We start from the raw sequence: 16,356 nt of genomic DNA, 5'->3' as shown, positions 1-16,356 counted from the left end.
ACGTCCTACAGCTTCCTGGTCCAGGCCTGGAACGGATCGTCCTGGTCGACCTTCTCCGACGCCGACCTCGTGGCGTGCACAACTTTGGGCACTCCGATTATGGGAAAGTCTGCCGCTTCGGTTTCGAGCATGGTTTCCTTGTACAACTCAACTGGACATATCTATCCGACTATTTATGCCTCCAAAGGCGCAACAACTATTAATGACTTTTGCCAGATAGTATCTGAGGAAGCGAATGCTGAAGGTGTTAAGGCGGAAATCCTGTTTGCCCAAGCAATGTACGAAACTGGCTGGCTTCAATTTGGTGGTAGCGTAAAAGCGGAACAATGCAACTTCGGTGGAATCGGCGCCGTGAATGCCACAGCGGGTGGTGCGTCTTTTGGGGATGTGCGATCTGGTCTTCGTGCACAGGTCCAACATTTAAAGGCTTATGCTTCGAAAGAACCTTTAAATAATCCTTGTGTCGACCCCCGTTTTGAAAAAGTCAAGCGTGGCGTTGCGCCATGCGTCGAGGATTTGAATGGTCGCTGGGCAGTTCCTGGCGATGGCTATGGGCAGCGTATTTCGTCTTTAGCCGCTAAGGCTTGTTGTTAATTGCTTTAATGTGGCGGCATTTAAGTGTGTAAGTAGGTTTAGGTTGAATTCTACGAAATTTTACAAAAATGCAAACGTCTATTGCTTGGTGCTCGTTCTTGCAGTGTTTTGTTTGATGAGCATCTGGTGGGCATTTCGTCTGCCTATGTCTTCAGCGCCTGATGAGTATATGAGGCTACAAGTACCCTTATTTATTGCAGAGAATGGCTGTTTACCGCGTGGAGATGATCCTGCGATCATAAATGAGGTTTGGGGTACATCATATGCATTTAGCGTGTACGGGTCCTCGTTGATTGCAGTGCCGTTTATCTGTGTTGCTAAGCTGGTGGTTCCCAATTCTTCTGCAGCGCTAATAATTGCTGCGAGATTATCGAATTGCCTTCTTGCTGCGTTAAATATAGTTTGTATCTATCTGATGGGTAAAAAACTTAAATTTGGCAATTTAACATCAATTCTTGCCGCAACTCTATTTGCATTTTTACCACAAAACGTATTCCTTGCTGCTTACTTTAATTCTGAACAGCTTGAATTTCTCTCGACAAACCTTGTGATAATTCTTTGTTTGAATGCACGAGAGAATCGCTGGAGCTATAGGAGCTGTTTCTTCTTGGGCTGCGGCTTGGGGGTGCTCGCGCTCTCTTATTACTACGCTTATGGTGTAATAATTGCAGCAATCATATTCTATTTCAGTTCTATTAAGAAAGATTTTTGTTTAAGGACGAAATCCGATTATATTTCCGCTATTCTTTATCGTCCTTTGGTGGTTTTTTCCGGTTCATTTATAGTCTGCGGCTGGTTCTTTATAAGAAATGCGCTGTTGTATAACGGAGACTTTATCGGAATGGCTACTAGCTCTAAAACATCTGAGATATATGGTGCTAGCGGCTTTAAACCATCGCAACGTGGCACCTTACGTCAGCAAGGGTATTTGCCTGACTGTTTGTTTAATCAAATGAACTATTCGGTGTATTGGCCTTTGTCTGTAGCTCAGTCATTTATAGGTACATTTGGATATATGAGTATCTTTGTAGGCAATACGTCATTCGTTTTATATTTATTAGTATTTATTCCTTCACTCGTAATCGGTCTTATTCGTCGCCTGTTTACTGCTAAACAAACTGGCGATTATTTAACATTTATTCCTGGCCTTATTACTGTTGCGACTCCATTTCTTTTATCAATTTACTATTCATGGGCATCTGATTATCAGCCTCAGGGCAGGTATGTGATGGCTGGATTCGGGATCTTGTCTCTGCTTTGTGCTTTTGGGATTGTTTCGTTATGCCAGGGTCTCTGGACCTTGCTATGCGCGGAAATTGAAGTTAAATCCTGCAAAGATGAATCTGGTAATTCATTAGAGAAGCGCTTGGCTATATCAATTAATGACTATGGTGTATTTATTAAGCTAGTTAAGTTTTCCGTTGTGGCAACAGTGCTATTTTATCTGCTGCTGTTCGTTCGCATTTTTATTCATTTGATTATTCCGTTACTTTCAAGTGGTGTTTTGTAATTCAGATTATGCAGCCTGTAGTGCATTTTGGAGGATTCGATGAAAGCTAGATTGACCTGTCTTTGCCGCGGCCTCGGTAAGGCTTACTTTGGCTTTGCGATCAATAGTCAGGTTGACATTAGTGGAATTTCCGCTGAGGTGCGCACGGATTTGGGAAATCAACTTCCGGTTGGGATATATAGATTAAATTCTAAAGACATGTTGATTTTGGCTGTTCCGTTGTTGGGTTCTGGCGGAGTCCATATCTCTATTAAGTTGAGATTAGATAGTGGCATGGTCAAGAGTTTGTATAGCGGAAAATTGAACTGGATTGCAATAAAGTGGCTATCACGTTATTGTTATAAATTTAAACGCAAGCTAGCTTTCGCTTTGCGTGATATTGATCAGCAGGTTTATTCGCATCAAATTCACGTTAAGCCAGAGCTTGCTCTTGAATCACCTGCCGGTGATCTCATCATTAAAGGCGTGGTTTGCGGGCCGTATAGTTGCAGAAACTCCGATATCTTTCTCTTGGATGAGAGCGGCAGCAGAAGTGATTCAGGCAATTTAAGTGTTGGCCGTTGCAACGATGTCGTAACTTTTAGCCAAAGACGTTCTGAAATTTCTTTTACACTGCGAATTCCAATGGACGGCAACACTTATACGCTAGTTGCTGACGGAAATTGCAGTAATGAACAGCCTGGTTTTCTGTGCTTTGATGCTGCTTCCGTTCAATATTATCTTTCGACGCTATCGCCACTTTTCTACAAGGCCTCATCTGCCGGTGCCTACGCTTCTTCTCATTCCAAACGTATTGACTATCTTTCGATGCTGGATTTTAGTGAATGTAAATTAATTAGCGGCCCTCTGTTTAGTATTGTTGTTCCGTTATATAAGACACCTGTTAGTTTTCTTAACGATATGGTGCATTCTGTAATCAATCAGGCATATTCTAATTGGGAACTCATTTTGATTAACTCAACTCCAGAATGTGTTGAGCTGGCTGCCGCTTTGGATAAACTGACTGATAAACGCATCAAAGTTGTCACCCTTGAGTCAAACAAGGGTATTTCGGGGAACACTAACTTTGGCATTGCTAAAGCAAAGGGCGATTATGTCGTGTTTTTCGATCACGACGATACACTCGATCCGTTTGCTCTTTATAGATACGCAGAGCGAATTCAGGACTGTCCTGATACTGATGCACTGTATTGCGATGAGGACTTCTTAAATGAGACCGGTGAGTATGTGGCCCCTCATTTCAAGTCTGATTTCAATCTAGATCTCCTTCGCGTTCATAACTACATAACTCATCTGCTTTGCGTTCGTGCCTCGTTTGCTAAAGAACTGATGCTACGGAAAGAGTTCGATGGAGCTCAAGACTATGATTTTCTGTTGCGTTTAGTAGAGAGAACTCAGAATATCTATCATGTCCCTGAGGTTCTCTATCATTGGAGAATTAGCGATACGTCAACTGCGAAGAGTGCGGGAAATAAGAACTATGCCGACGATGCTGGCAGAAGGGCACTGCAAGAGCATTTGGATCGCTGCGGTCTGAACGGAACTGCGGAGTTAACTGATTCTGCCTGTTTCTATCACATTGCCTACGCTCTTAATGAAGAACCCTTGGTCAGTATCGTTATCCCCAATAAAGATAGTGTTGAGGTCTTACGCCGCTGCATTGACTCTATTGAGGAAAAAACTGATTACCGCAACTTCGAGATTCTGGTTGTTGAGAATAACAGTACGGAGGACGCGACATTTGAGTATTACCGCACCGTTTCCGAGCAATATGAGAACGTTCGCATTGCAACATGGGATGGTCCGTTTAATTACTCCGCTATCAATAATTATGGCGTTGGACTGACATCCGGCAAATACCTGCTGTTCTTGAATAATGATACCGAGGTTATTGAGAGCGGCTGGCTTTCTTCAATGCTGTCTTTCTGTCAGCGTGACGATGTTGGAGCGGTCGGTGCAAAGCTGCTGTATCCAGATGATACGGTGCAGCATGCAGGCGTAATGATGATATGTTGTAGAAATGAAGGCGAAATGGGCGGCCCCATTCACGTATTCAACAACCTTGACCGGGATGATCCAGGTTACATGCGCCGCGCTGTTATTTCACAAGATTTAAGTGCTGTTACCGCTGCATGCATGATGACGAAGCGTTCTGTATTTGAAGAGCTAAATGGGTTTAACGAGGACTTTGAGGTTGCTTTTAATGACGTTGATTTTTGCCTGAGAGTTCGCTCGCTCGACAAGCTTGTTGTTTTCGATGCTGATGCCCTCTTGTATCATTATGAGTCCTTCAGCCGTGGCTATGAGACTGGTGAAAAGAAAGTCCGATTTATGCGTGAGCAGGGCAAATTACGCACTGCTTGGGCGGAGTATTATGTCAACGGTGACCCTTATCACAGTCCGATGAGTACTCGATGACGTTTGGATTGTCATGATTGATCAAAACCTTGTTCTCTTTGAATCGAATCCAGATTTCGCTGACAATTCTCGTGCTTTGTATGATTACATCGTCGATAAGACTGATTTCAAGACTTTTTGGGTTGTTAAGGATCCGGCTATGCTAGGGCCCATGAGGGCTGCTGGCGTTGACTGTGATATTGAGAATTCAGACCGCGCTATTGCTATGGAGCAATGTGCTCATTATCTGGTTACGTCCAGCTTTATGTTTGCGTACAATAAGCGTCCAGGGCAGATTCATGTTTCGGCATGGCATGGCTTTGGTCCTAAGACCATCGGGTTTGATGAAGATGCAGCGTCTGATTCAAGTGCGCTTAGAGATTTGAAGGTCATTACGACCCAATGTGATCTTCTGACCACTACATCACGTGTGTCGCAGCTCATGATGGCCGGTATGCTTTCTATGGACCCTCGCAAGGTAATGAATTCCGGTTTCCCGAGAAATGATTACCTTTTTACAACTGATGGTAGAAAACTCCTGGAAGGCGCTTTGGGGGTTGATTTCGGCAGCAGTAAATTGATTATGTATCTGCCCACGATGCGCAAGGGTCTAAAGGCTGAAGGCGGTCAATTCGATAAAAATATCTTTAATTACGAGGATTACGACGCTGCTGGTCTTGATGAGTTCCTGAAGCTGAATGATGCTTATGTAATTGCGAAGATGCACTTTGCCGATGATTCGAGCTTCAACCAAAGTTCTTTCGAGCTACCCAAAAGGGTTTTATTCCTCGATAGTCTGTCTTTGGGTTCGAAGTTGCTCACCATTTACCATGTTCTTAACGCATTCGACTTATTGATAACTGACTACTCGTCAGTGTATGTAGACTATCTTCTTCTTAATAGGCCTATTGTCTTTTCATGTCCGGATTTCGAAGAATACAAGAAGGACAGAGGATTCATTAGCGATGACCCACGCTGGATGATGCCTGGGGCTTTTGTTAAGTCGCAATCCGAGTTATTGAGTGCGCTTGGTTCGTTTTTTAATGGAGTTGACGCTGCTGCTTCATTGCGTGAGTCGTTCATGCCAGCCATTCATTCTCATAGGGATGCAAAAGCTGCTGAGCGTGTTGTTCAAAGGATGATCGGAGTTGCCAGCACCAACTCGCGTGACTGTGACAAGGAAATCGGTTCATGCTTTGCGGACTCGAATTCCCCTTTGCGGCAGTATATGAATCTACGTTCCAAAGCGGAACTATTTTTAGACTATGGTTCGGGCTTCAATTCTGAAGATGTTTTGTCCATCGAATATACGTCTAACTGTTTTGGGTCTCATGTCTGCCTGACTTTCAATGTCCCTTCTGGCGTTAACGAAGTTCGCTTTGACCCCGCCGATGACGGTTCATTTCTCTTAAAGGATGTTTCCTTCTCTTTTAACGGAACGCCATTGATTTGGGACGCGTTAAATGGTTCTGAATCACACTCCAATATCGTATTCTGTGGACTTGACCCTCAGATTCTGGTCTCAGGCTTTGATGGCTCGGCTGGCGAGCTGTGTGTCAATTTCGACAGATGTGAGCTTGGGGATTCAGCTGACTATGTTTCATGTCTCATGGAGCGCGGACACTCTCTTTCAGATGAGCCCGTGCATTCTCTTTCGGGGTCATTGAGTCGTGTATTTAGGTTTGGTAGGCATTGACGTGAAGCGCGTTATTACATATGGAACGTTTGATTTACTACATTACGGGCATATCAATTTACTAAGGAGGGCCAAGCAGTATGGCGACTATCTAATAGTCGCTTTGTCTACCGATGACTTCAATTGGAATCAGAAGAGAAAGAAGTGTTATTTCTCTTTTGATAAACGCAAAGCCCTTCTTGAAGCAATTCGTTACGTTGACCTTGTGATTCCCGAAGAATCATGGGACCAGAAAGTGACTGACGTGCGTGAATACCATATCGATACGTTTGTTATGGGCGATGATTGGAAAGGCGAGTTCGACTTCCTGAAGAATGAGGGCGTTGATGTCGTTTACCTGCCACGCACGCCGGAAGTTTCCACCACTCAAATTAAACGTGATCTAAAATCCTAGTAGTCGGCAAGGTTCTTGTGCGAATTTAGCATTGTGGGATTATTAATAATAAAATTAACCTAACGGTTTGATTTCTGTTAGAAAGGTTCTTCAATTATGAAGGGCATCATCCTCGCCGGCGGGTCCGGCACCCGCCTGTACCCGCTCACGCTCGTGACCTCCAAGCAGCTGCTGCCGGTCTACGACAAGCCCATGATCTACTACCCGCTGTCCACCCTCATGCTGGCGGGCATCCGGGACATCCTGGTCATCTCCACGCCGACGGACCTCCCCAACTTCGAGCGCCTGCTCGGGGACGGCTCGCGCTACGGCGTGAACCTCTCCTACGCCGAGCAGCCCTCGCCGGACGGCTTGGCGCAGGCCTTCACCATCGGCGAGGAGTTCATCGCCGGCGAGCCGTGCGCCCTGGTGCTCGGCGACAACATCTTCTACGGCAACGGCCTCAGCCGCCACCTCAAGAAGGCCGTCGAGAACGCGCAGTCGGGCCGCGCCACGGTCTTCGGCTACCACGTGGACGACCCCGAGCGCTTCGGCGTCGTCGAGTTCGACGGCGAGGGGAGGGCCGTCTCCATCGAGGAGAAGCCCGAGCGCCCCAAGAGCTCCTACGCCGTCACCGGCCTGTACTTCTACCCGGGCGACGTCGCCGCCAAGGCCCATGAGGTTCAGCCGTCCGCGCGCGGCGAGCTGGAGATCACCACGCTCAACCAGATGTACCTGGAGGAGGGGACGCTGTCCGTCGTCACCCTCGGACGCGGCTACGCGTGGCTGGACACCGGCACCATGGAGAGCCTGCACGAGGCCGCGGAGTTCGTCCGCGCCGTGGAGCACTCCCAGGACCTTCCCGTGTCCGTCCCCGAGGAGATCGCCTGGGAGAACGGCTGGATCACGACCGCCGAGCTGGAGGAGGCCGCGAAGGCCTACGGCAAGTCGGTCTACGGCCAGCACCTGAAGAAGGTCGCCGCCGGCGAGATCGTCAACAGCCCGCGCGAGTACTAGCGCCTTCTTGCTTTCTTTTAGGGGCCACCGTTATTTGGTGGCCCCTTTCGTTATGATTACGGTGACCATATAGCCAATATGATTGGGAGTGGATGTGTTAAGCGTCTACTTTGGCGATATGCCAGAAGCGATTTACAACACAGCGACATATTTCAAAAACTCTTACCGGTCTTCTTGGATTACGGATCCCTATGCGGTCTCGATAATTAAAGATGTCGATCGATCGGATGTTGTCTCCGAAAACGTCATCGAAAGCCCTGTGCTTGGTTCCATCTCCCCACTCCAGCTTTCTGGTGGCGTGAAAACGCTGCTGCTTATGAGATTTGATCGTAAGCATATTTTTAACGCTTCTACCTGTGGTGACAACTGTGCCAAGTGGATTCTCGACATGGCGAAAGACCGCAAGCTCGTTGTGAATCTCTATCATGTGATGGACTTTGGTCGCGAGGATTTTAAAATTAAAGTCGTGAATAGCGGCCGAATCGTTCACAACATGGCCGATTTGATTCACGAGTCGATTCCGTATCTGTAGGTGCTGCTTATGAACGGTTCGCATCTCGTTAAGATTTCCCGCCGCAGGGGAACCAAGTACACATTTACCATTAAACGGAACATTACTATTGTGCGTGGGGATAGTGGCACGGGTAAGACGACACTGTTTGACATGGTCGCAGACTACATGCGAACGGGCGAGCAGTCGGGTGTTTCCTTGCAATGCGATTGTCCCTGTGTCGCCCTGACCGATTATGATTGGCGAAACCAGCTTTCGTCCGTTCATGACTCGATTGTATTTGTCGATGAGGGCTTAAAAGAGATCCATTCTGATGAGTTTGCCCATCATGTGCTGTATTCCTCGAATTATTTCGTGCTGATCTCAAGGGCTGATTTCCCCAATCTTCCGTATAGCGTGGATGAGATTTACAAGATTAAGACGAGCGGAAAATACCATTCTTTCGTCCCTGTTTATCAAGATCGCGGGAATCATCGTTATGCTATTTCCCGGTCGGCGCCAAAACAGGACTTTTCTATCCTTCTATGCGAGGACAGTAAGTCTGGTTTCCAGTTCTTTAAACGGCATTTTGCTGACAGTGAGCTTACCTGTACTTCGGCCATGACGAACAGCGCGATTTTGGGCTGGTTGGATCAGCATCTCGACGATCGCGTGTTTGTTGTCGCGGACGGGGCGGCATTTGGGTGCTATGCGGACCGCGTCCTTAAGCTGCAAGACATTCACCGCGATACTGTTACGGTTTGTCTTCCCGAGTCGTTCGAATGGCTTCTGCTGAGCTCCGGCGTAATTTCAGGGCTAGATGTTAAGACGGTTTTGGAAACCCCAGAAGCCTTTGTAAACAGTGAGAAGTTTAAAAGCTGGGAGGATTTCTTCTATAAGTACTTACGTGAAATAACTGGGGATTCGGTTTTTCACTACGACAAAGACTGCATTTCGGAGGCGTTTTGTACAGGAGGTAATTCTGCGAAGGTTATGGCTCTTATCGCATGCCGAAATGTCCGATAGTTTTGTTGAATAGCGTCGCGGCGTCACTTCCTGCGGCATACTAAAGAAGCTGTACATGCTTCAGATTGGATTTTCATGTCTGAGATTTTCGAACCCAAGAATATCATCGTCACTGGCGGCTGCGGCTTCATCGGCAGCAACTTCGTGCACTACGTCGTGAACAACCACCCGGGCGTCCACGTCACCGTCCTGGACAAGCTGACCTACGCCGGCAACCCCGAGAACATCGCGGGCCTGCCGGCGAACCGCGTGGAGCTCGTCGTCGGCGACATCTGCGACGCCGGGCTGCTGGACAGGCTGGTTCCCGGCCACGACGCGATCGTTCACTACGCCGCCGAGAGCCACAACGACAACTCCATCGCCGACCCGGAGCCGTTCCTGCGCACGAACGTCGAGGGCACCTTCCGCCTTCTGGAGACCGTCCGCAAGTACGGCATCCGCTACCACCACGTCTCCACCGACGAGGTCTACGGCGACCTGGCGCTCGACGACCCGGCGAAGTTCACCGAGGAGACGCCGTACCGCCCGTCCTCGCCGTACTCGAGCACCAAGGCCAGCTCCGACATGCTCGTGCGCGCCTGGACCCGCACCTACGGGCTTCGCACCACGATCTCCAACTGCTCCAACAACTACGGCCCCTACCAGCACGTGGAGAAGTTCATCCCCAGGCAGATCACGAACATCGTCGACGGCGTCCGCCCCAAGCTCTACGGGAAGGGCGAGAACGTCCGCGACTGGATCCACACAGAGGACCACTCCAGTGCCGTCTGGGACATCCTGACCAAGGGCCGCACGGGGGAGACCTACCTCATCGGCGCCGACGGCGAGAGGAACAACATCACGGTCCTGCGCATGATCCTGGAGGCGATGGGGCGCGACCCCGAGGACTTCGACTGGGTCGCCGACCGCCCCGGCCACGACCGCCGCTACGCCATCGACTCCACCAAGCTCCAGCGCGAGCTGGGCTGGAGGCCGGCGCACACCGACTTCGCCGGGGGCCTCAAGGCCACCATCGACTGGTACGTCGCCAACGAGTCCTGGTGGCGCCCGGCCAAGGAGGCCACCGAGGCCAGGTATAAGGCGCAGGGCCAGTAGGCCGCACCCCGGCGAACCGCACCGCGGGGCGCCCGCGCGGGGCCGCAGGGCATGGGGATGATCCTGCGTCCCCGCGCGGGCGCCCCGGTTTCCCAACCTCTTCGATAGGAGCTTTTCCCACATGGCTGACATCGCATTCGAGAAGGACCTCTCCGTCGCCGAGACCGGCATCGAGGGCCTCAAGGTAGTCGACCTCGCCGTCCACGGCGACTCGCGCGGCTGGTTCAAGGAGAACTGGCAGCGCGCCAAGATGACCGCCCTGGGCATCCCGGACCTCAGGGTCGTCCAGAACAACATCTCCTACAACGACAGCCGCGGCGTCACCCGCGGCATCCACGCCGAGCCCTGGGACAAGTTCATCTCCGTGGCCCGCGGCAGCGTCTTCGGCGCCTGGGTGGACCTGCGCGAGGGCAGCGAGACCTTCGGCAAGGTGTTCACCTGCACGCTCGACCCGTCCAGGGCCATCTACGTCCCGCGCGGCGTGGGCAACTCCTTCCAGGCCCTGGAGGACGGCACCGCCTACACCTACCTGGTGGACGCCCACTGGTCGCTCGAGCTCAAGAGGACCTACACCTTCGTGAACCTCGCCGACCCCGAGCTCGCCATCGAGTGGCCGATCCCCCTCGACGAGGCCACCGTATCCGAGGCCGACCTCAACCACCCGTACCTCAAGGACGTCGTCCCCATGGCGCCGAAGCGCACCCTCGTTATCGGCTGCAACGGCCAGTTGGGCCATGCGGTCCGCGCGCTGGCGGAGGAGCGCGGCGTCGCCAAGGACTTCGACTTCTGCGACATCGACACCTTCGACATGTCCGACCCGGAGGCCTACTCCAAATACGACTGGTCGCTCTACGGCACCGTGATCAACTGCGGCGCCTACACCGCCGTGGACAGGGCGGAGACCCCCGAGGGCCGTGTCATCGCCTGGGAGGCCAACGCGACCGGCCCGGCGCTGCTCGCCCGCACCTGCGCCGGGCACGGGATCACCCTGGTCCACGTGTCCTCCGACTACGTCTTCGACGGCACCGCCGAGGTCCATACCGAGGACGAGCCCCTCAGCCCGCTGTCCGTCTACGGCCAGACCAAGGCGGCCGGCGACATCGCCGTGGCCGGCTGCCCGCGCCACTACATCATGCGCAGCTCCTGGGTCATCGGCGAGGGACACAACTTCGTGAAGACGATGAAGGCGCTCTCCGACCGCGTCGCCGACCCGGAGGACGGGCTCACGCAGGTCACGGTCGTGGACGACCAGCTGGGCCGCCTGACCTTCACGCGCGACATGGCCGAGGCCATCTTCCACGTGCTGGGGACGCACGCCCCCTACGGCACCTACGACTGCACGGGCTCCGGCGCCGTCAAGTCCTGGGCCGACATCGCCCGCGCCGTCTTCGAGGCGGCCAACGGCAACGGCGAGAAGGTCTTGCCGGTTTCGACCGCCGACTACTACGCGAACGCCGCGGGCCCCATCGCCCCGCGCCCGGTCCACTCCGCTCTCGACCTGTCCAGGCTCGAGTCGGTCGGCTTCCACATGCCCGACTGGGAGGAAGAGCTGGGGGAGTACCTCAAGACGCTCTAGCCGCTATTAACTTTTCGAGAGTAAAAGCCGCCGTTCTTTAACGGCGGCTTTTCTTGTTGGTGGCTATCTGCGCAGTGGTGCCAATAGTATTTTGCGGAAGATCTACCTCTCGCTTGGGGTAATGTCGAGAAAGTTGGTGTAGCGCCCGATCCGAAGTGAGTCGGCCCGGCGTCCTGGAATCTGGAATACGGTTGATATCCTATGCCGCCTCGACCCTGTCCGCAAGCTCGAGGCCGGACTCGAGCATCTTCCTGGCCTCCGCCTCAAGCCGCGCCCACTCGACGGGACCGTCGATTCCCCGAGTGCGACCGTCATCGTAGAGCTCGTTCATCCTCACCTCCGAGAAGTACCTGGACTCCTGCCATATCTCGTCCTGCTCGCACATGACCGCGCCCGCGAGCCGCACCAGCGAGCCCGTGGAGGGGAACACCTGCACGACGCGCGACCTGCGCTTTATCTCCCGGTTGGTCCTCTCCTGCACGTTGTTGGTGCGCAGGCGCTTCCAGTGGGTCGGCGGGAAGTCGAGGTAGGCCAGCGCGTCGGGCTCGGCCTCCTCCAGCACCGCCGCCGCCCTGGGGCAGCACCCCTCCAGCATGTCGCACGCCGCGTGGTACATGGCCGTCACGGTGGCGGCGTCGCGCCCGCGGAACACCTGCGACACGATCCTGCCCACGCGGCGCCTGAGCTGCCAGGAGCCGGCCTCGCGCATGCAGTCGCGCATGAGGTGGACCGCGCAGCGCTGCCACGCGGCGCCCTGGAAGACCTCGCCGAGCGCCCGGACGAGCCCCGGGTGGGCGTCCGAGACGACGAGCCGCACGCCCGCCGCCCCGCGCGAGCGGATAGCCCGCAGGAAGGCGAGCCACGAGTCGTAGGACTCGGTGTCGACCACGTCGACGCCCAGGACGCGCCTCCAGCCGCCCGCATCGCAGCCGATGGCGGTGACCACGGCGGTGGAGGCGACGCGCCCCTCGCGGCGGCACTTGACGTAGGTCGCGTCGAGCCAGACGTAGGGCACCGGCGAGCCGCCGAGCGGCCTTCCGCATAGGTCCTCGATATCTGCGTCCAAGCTCGAGGCGATGGCGCTCACCTGGTCCTTCGAGAGCCTGGAGACGCCCATCTTCTCGGCCACCCTCTGCACCTTGCGGGTGCTCGTGCCCGTGGCGTACATCTCGGCCACGGCGGCCACGAGCGCGCGGTCGACGCGCTGGTAGCGCTCGAGCACGTCCTCAGGGAAGAAGCTGCCGGAGCGCAGCTTGGGGATGCGCAGCGTCAGCGTGCCGACGCAGGTGGCGAGCGACCTCTCGCGGTAGCCGTTTCGGCTGTTCGCTCCGCCGCCGCACAGCTGGTCGGCCTCGGCGTCCATCACGGCGTTCACGACCTGCTCGGCTAGTCTGCGGAGCAGCTCCTGCATGTCGATGGCGCCGTCGTCGAAACGGGGCATGGCGAGCATGTCCGGCGTCGGGTCTGATAAGATTCCCATAGCGGTCTTCGTCCTTTCCTAGAACCTGTTGTTGTGGTGATTTCAGATTCTAGGACGAAGGCCGTTTTTCGTTAAACGGGCGCTAGGGTGTCACCCTTACACCAACATTTTCGACGCGATCTCGCTTGGCTTGGAAGTAGGGTGGCCGGGCTGGTCATCGTAGGCGTATTTGCTGTACACGTTGACCTCCCACTGCTTTTTCTCAACCTTTGCCACAGAATCCAGGATGAATCCGGTCGCAAGGCTCAGTCCGCACAGGAACATAAACGAGGCGGCGAGCATGGCGGTGGGGAAGCGCGGGACCAGGCCGGTCTGAAAGTACTCAACAAAGATAGGAATGCCCAAAGCCAGGCCGATAATCGCGAATAAAAGCGCAACCAGACTGAAGAACTTCAGCGGGCGGTAGTCCTTGAACAGCGTGCCGATCATCGTAACGACTTTAATGCCGTCGCTCACGGTATTGAGCTTGGACTCGGAGCCTTCCGGACGGTCGCGGTACTCGATGGGTACATCTTTGATGCGCCAGCGGTGGTCGACGGCGTGAATCGAGAGCTCGGTTTCGATCTGAAAGCCCTCGGAAAGCACGGGGAAGGTTTTAACGAACGGGCGGCTCATGGCGCGGTAGCCGGTCATGACGTCATCGAAGCTGTAACCATAGATCCACTTGATCATGGCGCGGACCAGATTGTTGCCAAAGCCGTGGAAGGCACGCTTGTTTTCCTCGGCGTAGGTGCCGTTGGAAAGGCGATCGCCTACGGTCATGTCGGCCGTGCCGCTGAGGATAGGCTCGCAGAGGGCTTTGGCCGCCTCGGCGGGGTAGGTGTCGTCTCCGTCGACCATCAGGTAGCAATCGGCGTCGATATCGCGAAACATCTGGCGGCACACGTTGCCCTTTCCCTGACGGGGCTCAAAGCGGACCGTGGCGCCGTGCTCGGTGGCGATGCGTGAGGTATCGTCCGACGAGTTGTTGTCATAGACATAGACCGTCGCCTGCGGAAGCTCGCGGTGAAAGTCGTCGATGACTTTGCCGATCGTGAGCGCTTCGTTGTAGCAGGGGATGATGACGGCGATGGAATCAGAATTCACTCAATGCTCCTTATACATTCAATCCTTGAAAGTATAGCCGTTTGGGCCTGGCATCCTAAGATGTGGGTTAGTTCTCCAGTTTTGTTGCGCGAATCGTTTGCATGGCCGTCGGGTCTATACTGTTCCTTTGTCAACGATTACGAGTAAAGGAGTTGCATCCGTGTCGGATCAGACAAAGCAACAAGAAACTCGCAGTCTGCCTGCGACGTTTGCTAAGAACGAATTTGAGAAGGACGCGTTTATCCTTCGTCAGCTGGTTACCAAGGATTTTAAGATCAAGTATCGCCGTAGCGTTCTGGGCGTCGCATGGTCGGTGCTCAACCCGCTGCTGATGATGATCGTCATGGCCATCGTGTTCTCGACGATTTTCGCCCAGGGCCGCAATGGCTCAATTACGCCCGAGATGTACCCGCTGTACTTGATCGTGGGTAACGTCACCTTTGCCGTCATGTCCGAGTCCACGAACCAGGCCCTGACGTCGATCGTGGGTGCTGCCCCGCTGCTCAAGAAGGTTAAGGTGCACCGCTGGGTCTTCCCAGTACAGAAGGTGCTCTTCTCGCTGGTTAACTTTGCCTTCTCGCTGGTCGCCGTTGCCATCGTTATGCTGTGGTTCCACGTTATGCCTTCTTGGCACCTGATTCTGTTGCCGGTCTGCCTACTGCTGCTTATGTGCTTCTGCATGGGCCTGGGCATGATGCTCTCCGCCCTCACGGTCTTCTTCCGCGATGTCATGCATCTGTGGAGCGTCGTCATTACGGCGTGGACTTACATCACGCCTATTTTCTGGACGACCGACTTCGTTGCGCAAATGCCGCATCTCGTGCGCATTCTGGTCTATGCGAACCCCATGTATAACTACCTGCAGTTTATGCGCGATATCTTCCTGTTCCAGACTACGCCCTCGCTTATGACGTTTGGTATGTGCGTCGCTTGGGCGGTTCTTGCGCTTGTTATTGGCTACACCGTGTTCCATAAATCCGAGCGCAAGTTCATCCTCTACATCTAAGGAGTGCTGTGATGACTGAATCTGTTGTTGATTACAGCGAGCAGCCTCTGGCTGTCGAGGTCGACGACGTCACCATGATCTTTAACATGGCGTCCGAGTCGCTGACCAACCTCAAGGAGTACTTCATCAAGCTTGCCAAGCACGAGCTGTTCTTTGAGGAGTTTAGAGCGCTTAAGCATATCTCGTTTGATATTCATCGTGGCGAGGTCGTGGGTCTGGTCGGCACCAATGGCTCCGGCAAGTCTACGATGCTCAAGATTATCGCTGGCGTGCTTGAGCCAAGCGAGGGCAGCGTTAAGGTGCACGGTAACATCGCGCCGCTGATTGAGCTTGGTGCTGGTTTTGACCCCGAGCTGACCGCCCGCGAGAACATCTATCTGAACGGCGCCCTGCTTGGCTATACCAAGGAGTTCATCGATGCCAACTTTGACGGCATTATCGAATTCGCTGAGCTGCAGAACTTTGTCGATATGCCGCTTAAGAACTTCTCCTCGGGCATGGTGGCGCGTATCGCCTTTGCAATCGCGACGATTACCGAGCCCGATATTCTGATCGTTGACGAGACGTTGTCCGTCGGTGATGTGTTCTTCCAGCAGAAGTGCGAGGACCGTATCCAGCACTTTATCCAGAGCGGCGACGTGACGGTTCTGTTCGTTTCGCACTCCATGGAGCAGGTTGAGCGCATCTGCCAGCGTGCCGTTTGGATTGAGAAGGGTGACCTTCGCATGGACGGCCCGGTCGATGAGGTCTGCAAGGCGTATCGCGAGCAGTTCAACTAGGTTATAATTACTTGCGCCCGACAGGCTTGCGCTTGCTTGGGCGTGTGGTTATTTGCTCCATTAGCTCAGTTGGATAGAGCAGGGGACTTCTAATCCCAAGGTCGACGGTTCGAATCCGCCATGGAGCACCATCGTTTATTAAGCCCGGACCGCTTGTGAACTGCGCCCCAAATCTTGGACGCCCTAAATAGCGACTAGGCCGCAAGGGCCTGATTCCGGAACTCCTCCGGG

14 protein-coding genes and 1 tRNA gene are annotated in these 16,356 nt (G+C 53.5%); 13 read left to right on the top strand and 2 right to left on the bottom strand.

The features are described from left to right. The 10 genes from I2H19_RS06310 to I2H19_RS06265 all read left to right on the top strand — a co-directional run. Window positions 1-594, top strand: a 594-nt coding sequence (locus I2H19_RS06310) for a glucosaminidase domain-containing protein (protein ID WP_195622035.1), incomplete at its 5' end; no start/stop codon positions are given. Window positions 595-679: 85 nt separating this feature from the next. Further along, window positions 680-2,104 (top strand): glycosyltransferase family protein, encoded by a 1,425-nt coding sequence (locus I2H19_RS06305; protein ID WP_195919251.1) that lies wholly within the window; start codon window positions 680-682, stop codon window positions 2,102-2,104. A 39-nt stretch (window positions 2,105-2,143) separates the two neighbouring features. After that, window positions 2,144-4,522, top strand: coding sequence for a glycosyltransferase family 2 protein (locus tag I2H19_RS06300; protein WP_195622031.1), 2,379 nt, complete (start codon window positions 2,144-2,146; stop codon window positions 4,520-4,522). A gap of 13 nt (window positions 4,523-4,535) precedes the next feature. Continuing rightward, window positions 4,536-6,197 carry a CDP-glycerol glycerophosphotransferase family protein gene (locus I2H19_RS06295; protein WP_195622029.1) on the top strand — a complete coding sequence of 554 codons (1,662 nt, stop codon included), beginning with the start codon at window positions 4,536-4,538 and terminating at the stop codon, window positions 6,195-6,197. Between the two features lies 1 nt (window position 6,198). Beyond that, window positions 6,199-6,591, top strand: a complete 393-nt coding sequence (gene tagD, locus I2H19_RS06290) for a glycerol-3-phosphate cytidylyltransferase (RefSeq protein WP_195622027.1) — start codon at window positions 6,199-6,201, stop codon at window positions 6,589-6,591. Window positions 6,592-6,687: 96 nt separating this feature from the next. Then, entirely contained in the window at window positions 6,688-7,587 is a 900-nt protein-coding gene (gene rfbA / locus I2H19_RS06285) for a glucose-1-phosphate thymidylyltransferase RfbA (protein WP_195622025.1), read from the top strand. Between the two features lie 94 nt (window positions 7,588-7,681). Then, window positions 7,682-8,119: a DUF4869 domain-containing protein gene (locus I2H19_RS06280; RefSeq protein WP_195622070.1), complete on the top strand. Its 438-nt coding sequence runs from the start codon at window positions 7,682-7,684 to the stop codon at window positions 8,117-8,119. A 9-nt stretch (window positions 8,120-8,128) separates the two neighbouring features. Beyond that, complete coding sequence (locus I2H19_RS06275; RefSeq protein WP_117840298.1) at window positions 8,129-9,103, top strand: hypothetical protein; 975 nt, start codon at window positions 8,129-8,131, stop codon at window positions 9,101-9,103. Between the two features lie 75 nt (window positions 9,104-9,178). Next, a complete protein-coding gene (gene rfbB / locus I2H19_RS06270) occupies window positions 9,179-10,198 on the top strand; it encodes a dTDP-glucose 4,6-dehydratase (RefSeq protein WP_195622022.1) in 1,020 nt (339 codons plus the stop codon). A gap of 121 nt (window positions 10,199-10,319) precedes the next feature. Further along, complete coding sequence (locus I2H19_RS06265; RefSeq protein WP_195622021.1) at window positions 10,320-11,774, top strand: sugar nucleotide-binding protein; 1,455 nt, start codon at window positions 10,320-10,322, stop codon at window positions 11,772-11,774. Window positions 11,775-11,973: 199 nt separating this feature from the next. Here the strand turns inward: I2H19_RS06265 and I2H19_RS06260 are convergent, their stop codons facing one another. Together I2H19_RS06260 and I2H19_RS06255 are read right to left on the bottom strand one after the other, a co-directional pair. Then, entirely contained in the window at window positions 11,974-13,254 is a 1,281-nt protein-coding gene (locus I2H19_RS06260; RefSeq protein WP_161145240.1) for an IS256 family transposase, read from the bottom strand. A 96-nt stretch (window positions 13,255-13,350) separates the two neighbouring features. Next, complete coding sequence (locus I2H19_RS06255) at window positions 13,351-14,340, bottom strand: glycosyltransferase family 2 protein (protein WP_195622018.1); 990 nt, start codon at window positions 14,338-14,340, stop codon at window positions 13,351-13,353. Window positions 14,341-14,500: 160 nt separating this feature from the next. On the opposite strand from I2H19_RS06255, the gene I2H19_RS06250 reads away from it, so the two are divergent. The 3 genes from I2H19_RS06250 to I2H19_RS06240 all read left to right on the top strand — a co-directional run bounded on the left by I2H19_RS06250 (window position 14,501) and on the right by I2H19_RS06240 (window position 16,256). Continuing rightward, window positions 14,501-15,346 carry an ABC transporter permease gene (locus I2H19_RS06250; RefSeq protein ID WP_232219792.1) on the top strand — a complete coding sequence of 282 codons (846 nt, stop codon included), beginning with the start codon at window positions 14,501-14,503 and terminating at the stop codon, window positions 15,344-15,346. Between the two features lie 11 nt (window positions 15,347-15,357). After that, entirely contained in the window at window positions 15,358-16,125 is a 768-nt protein-coding gene (locus I2H19_RS06245) for an ABC transporter ATP-binding protein (RefSeq protein WP_022094777.1), read from the top strand. Between the two features lie 54 nt (window positions 16,126-16,179). Further along, a tRNA-Arg gene (locus tag I2H19_RS06240) sits at window positions 16,180-16,256 on the top strand. Window positions 16,257-16,356 lie beyond the last annotated feature (100 nt).

This window comes from Collinsella aerofaciens, from assembly GCF_015560135.1.
Classification (GTDB): domain Bacteria; phylum Actinomycetota; class Coriobacteriia; order Coriobacteriales; family Coriobacteriaceae; genus Collinsella; species Collinsella aerofaciens_AN.
The sequence above is the reverse complement of the archived record's forward strand: the minus strand, read 5'-3'. Positions and strand labels throughout refer to the sequence as shown.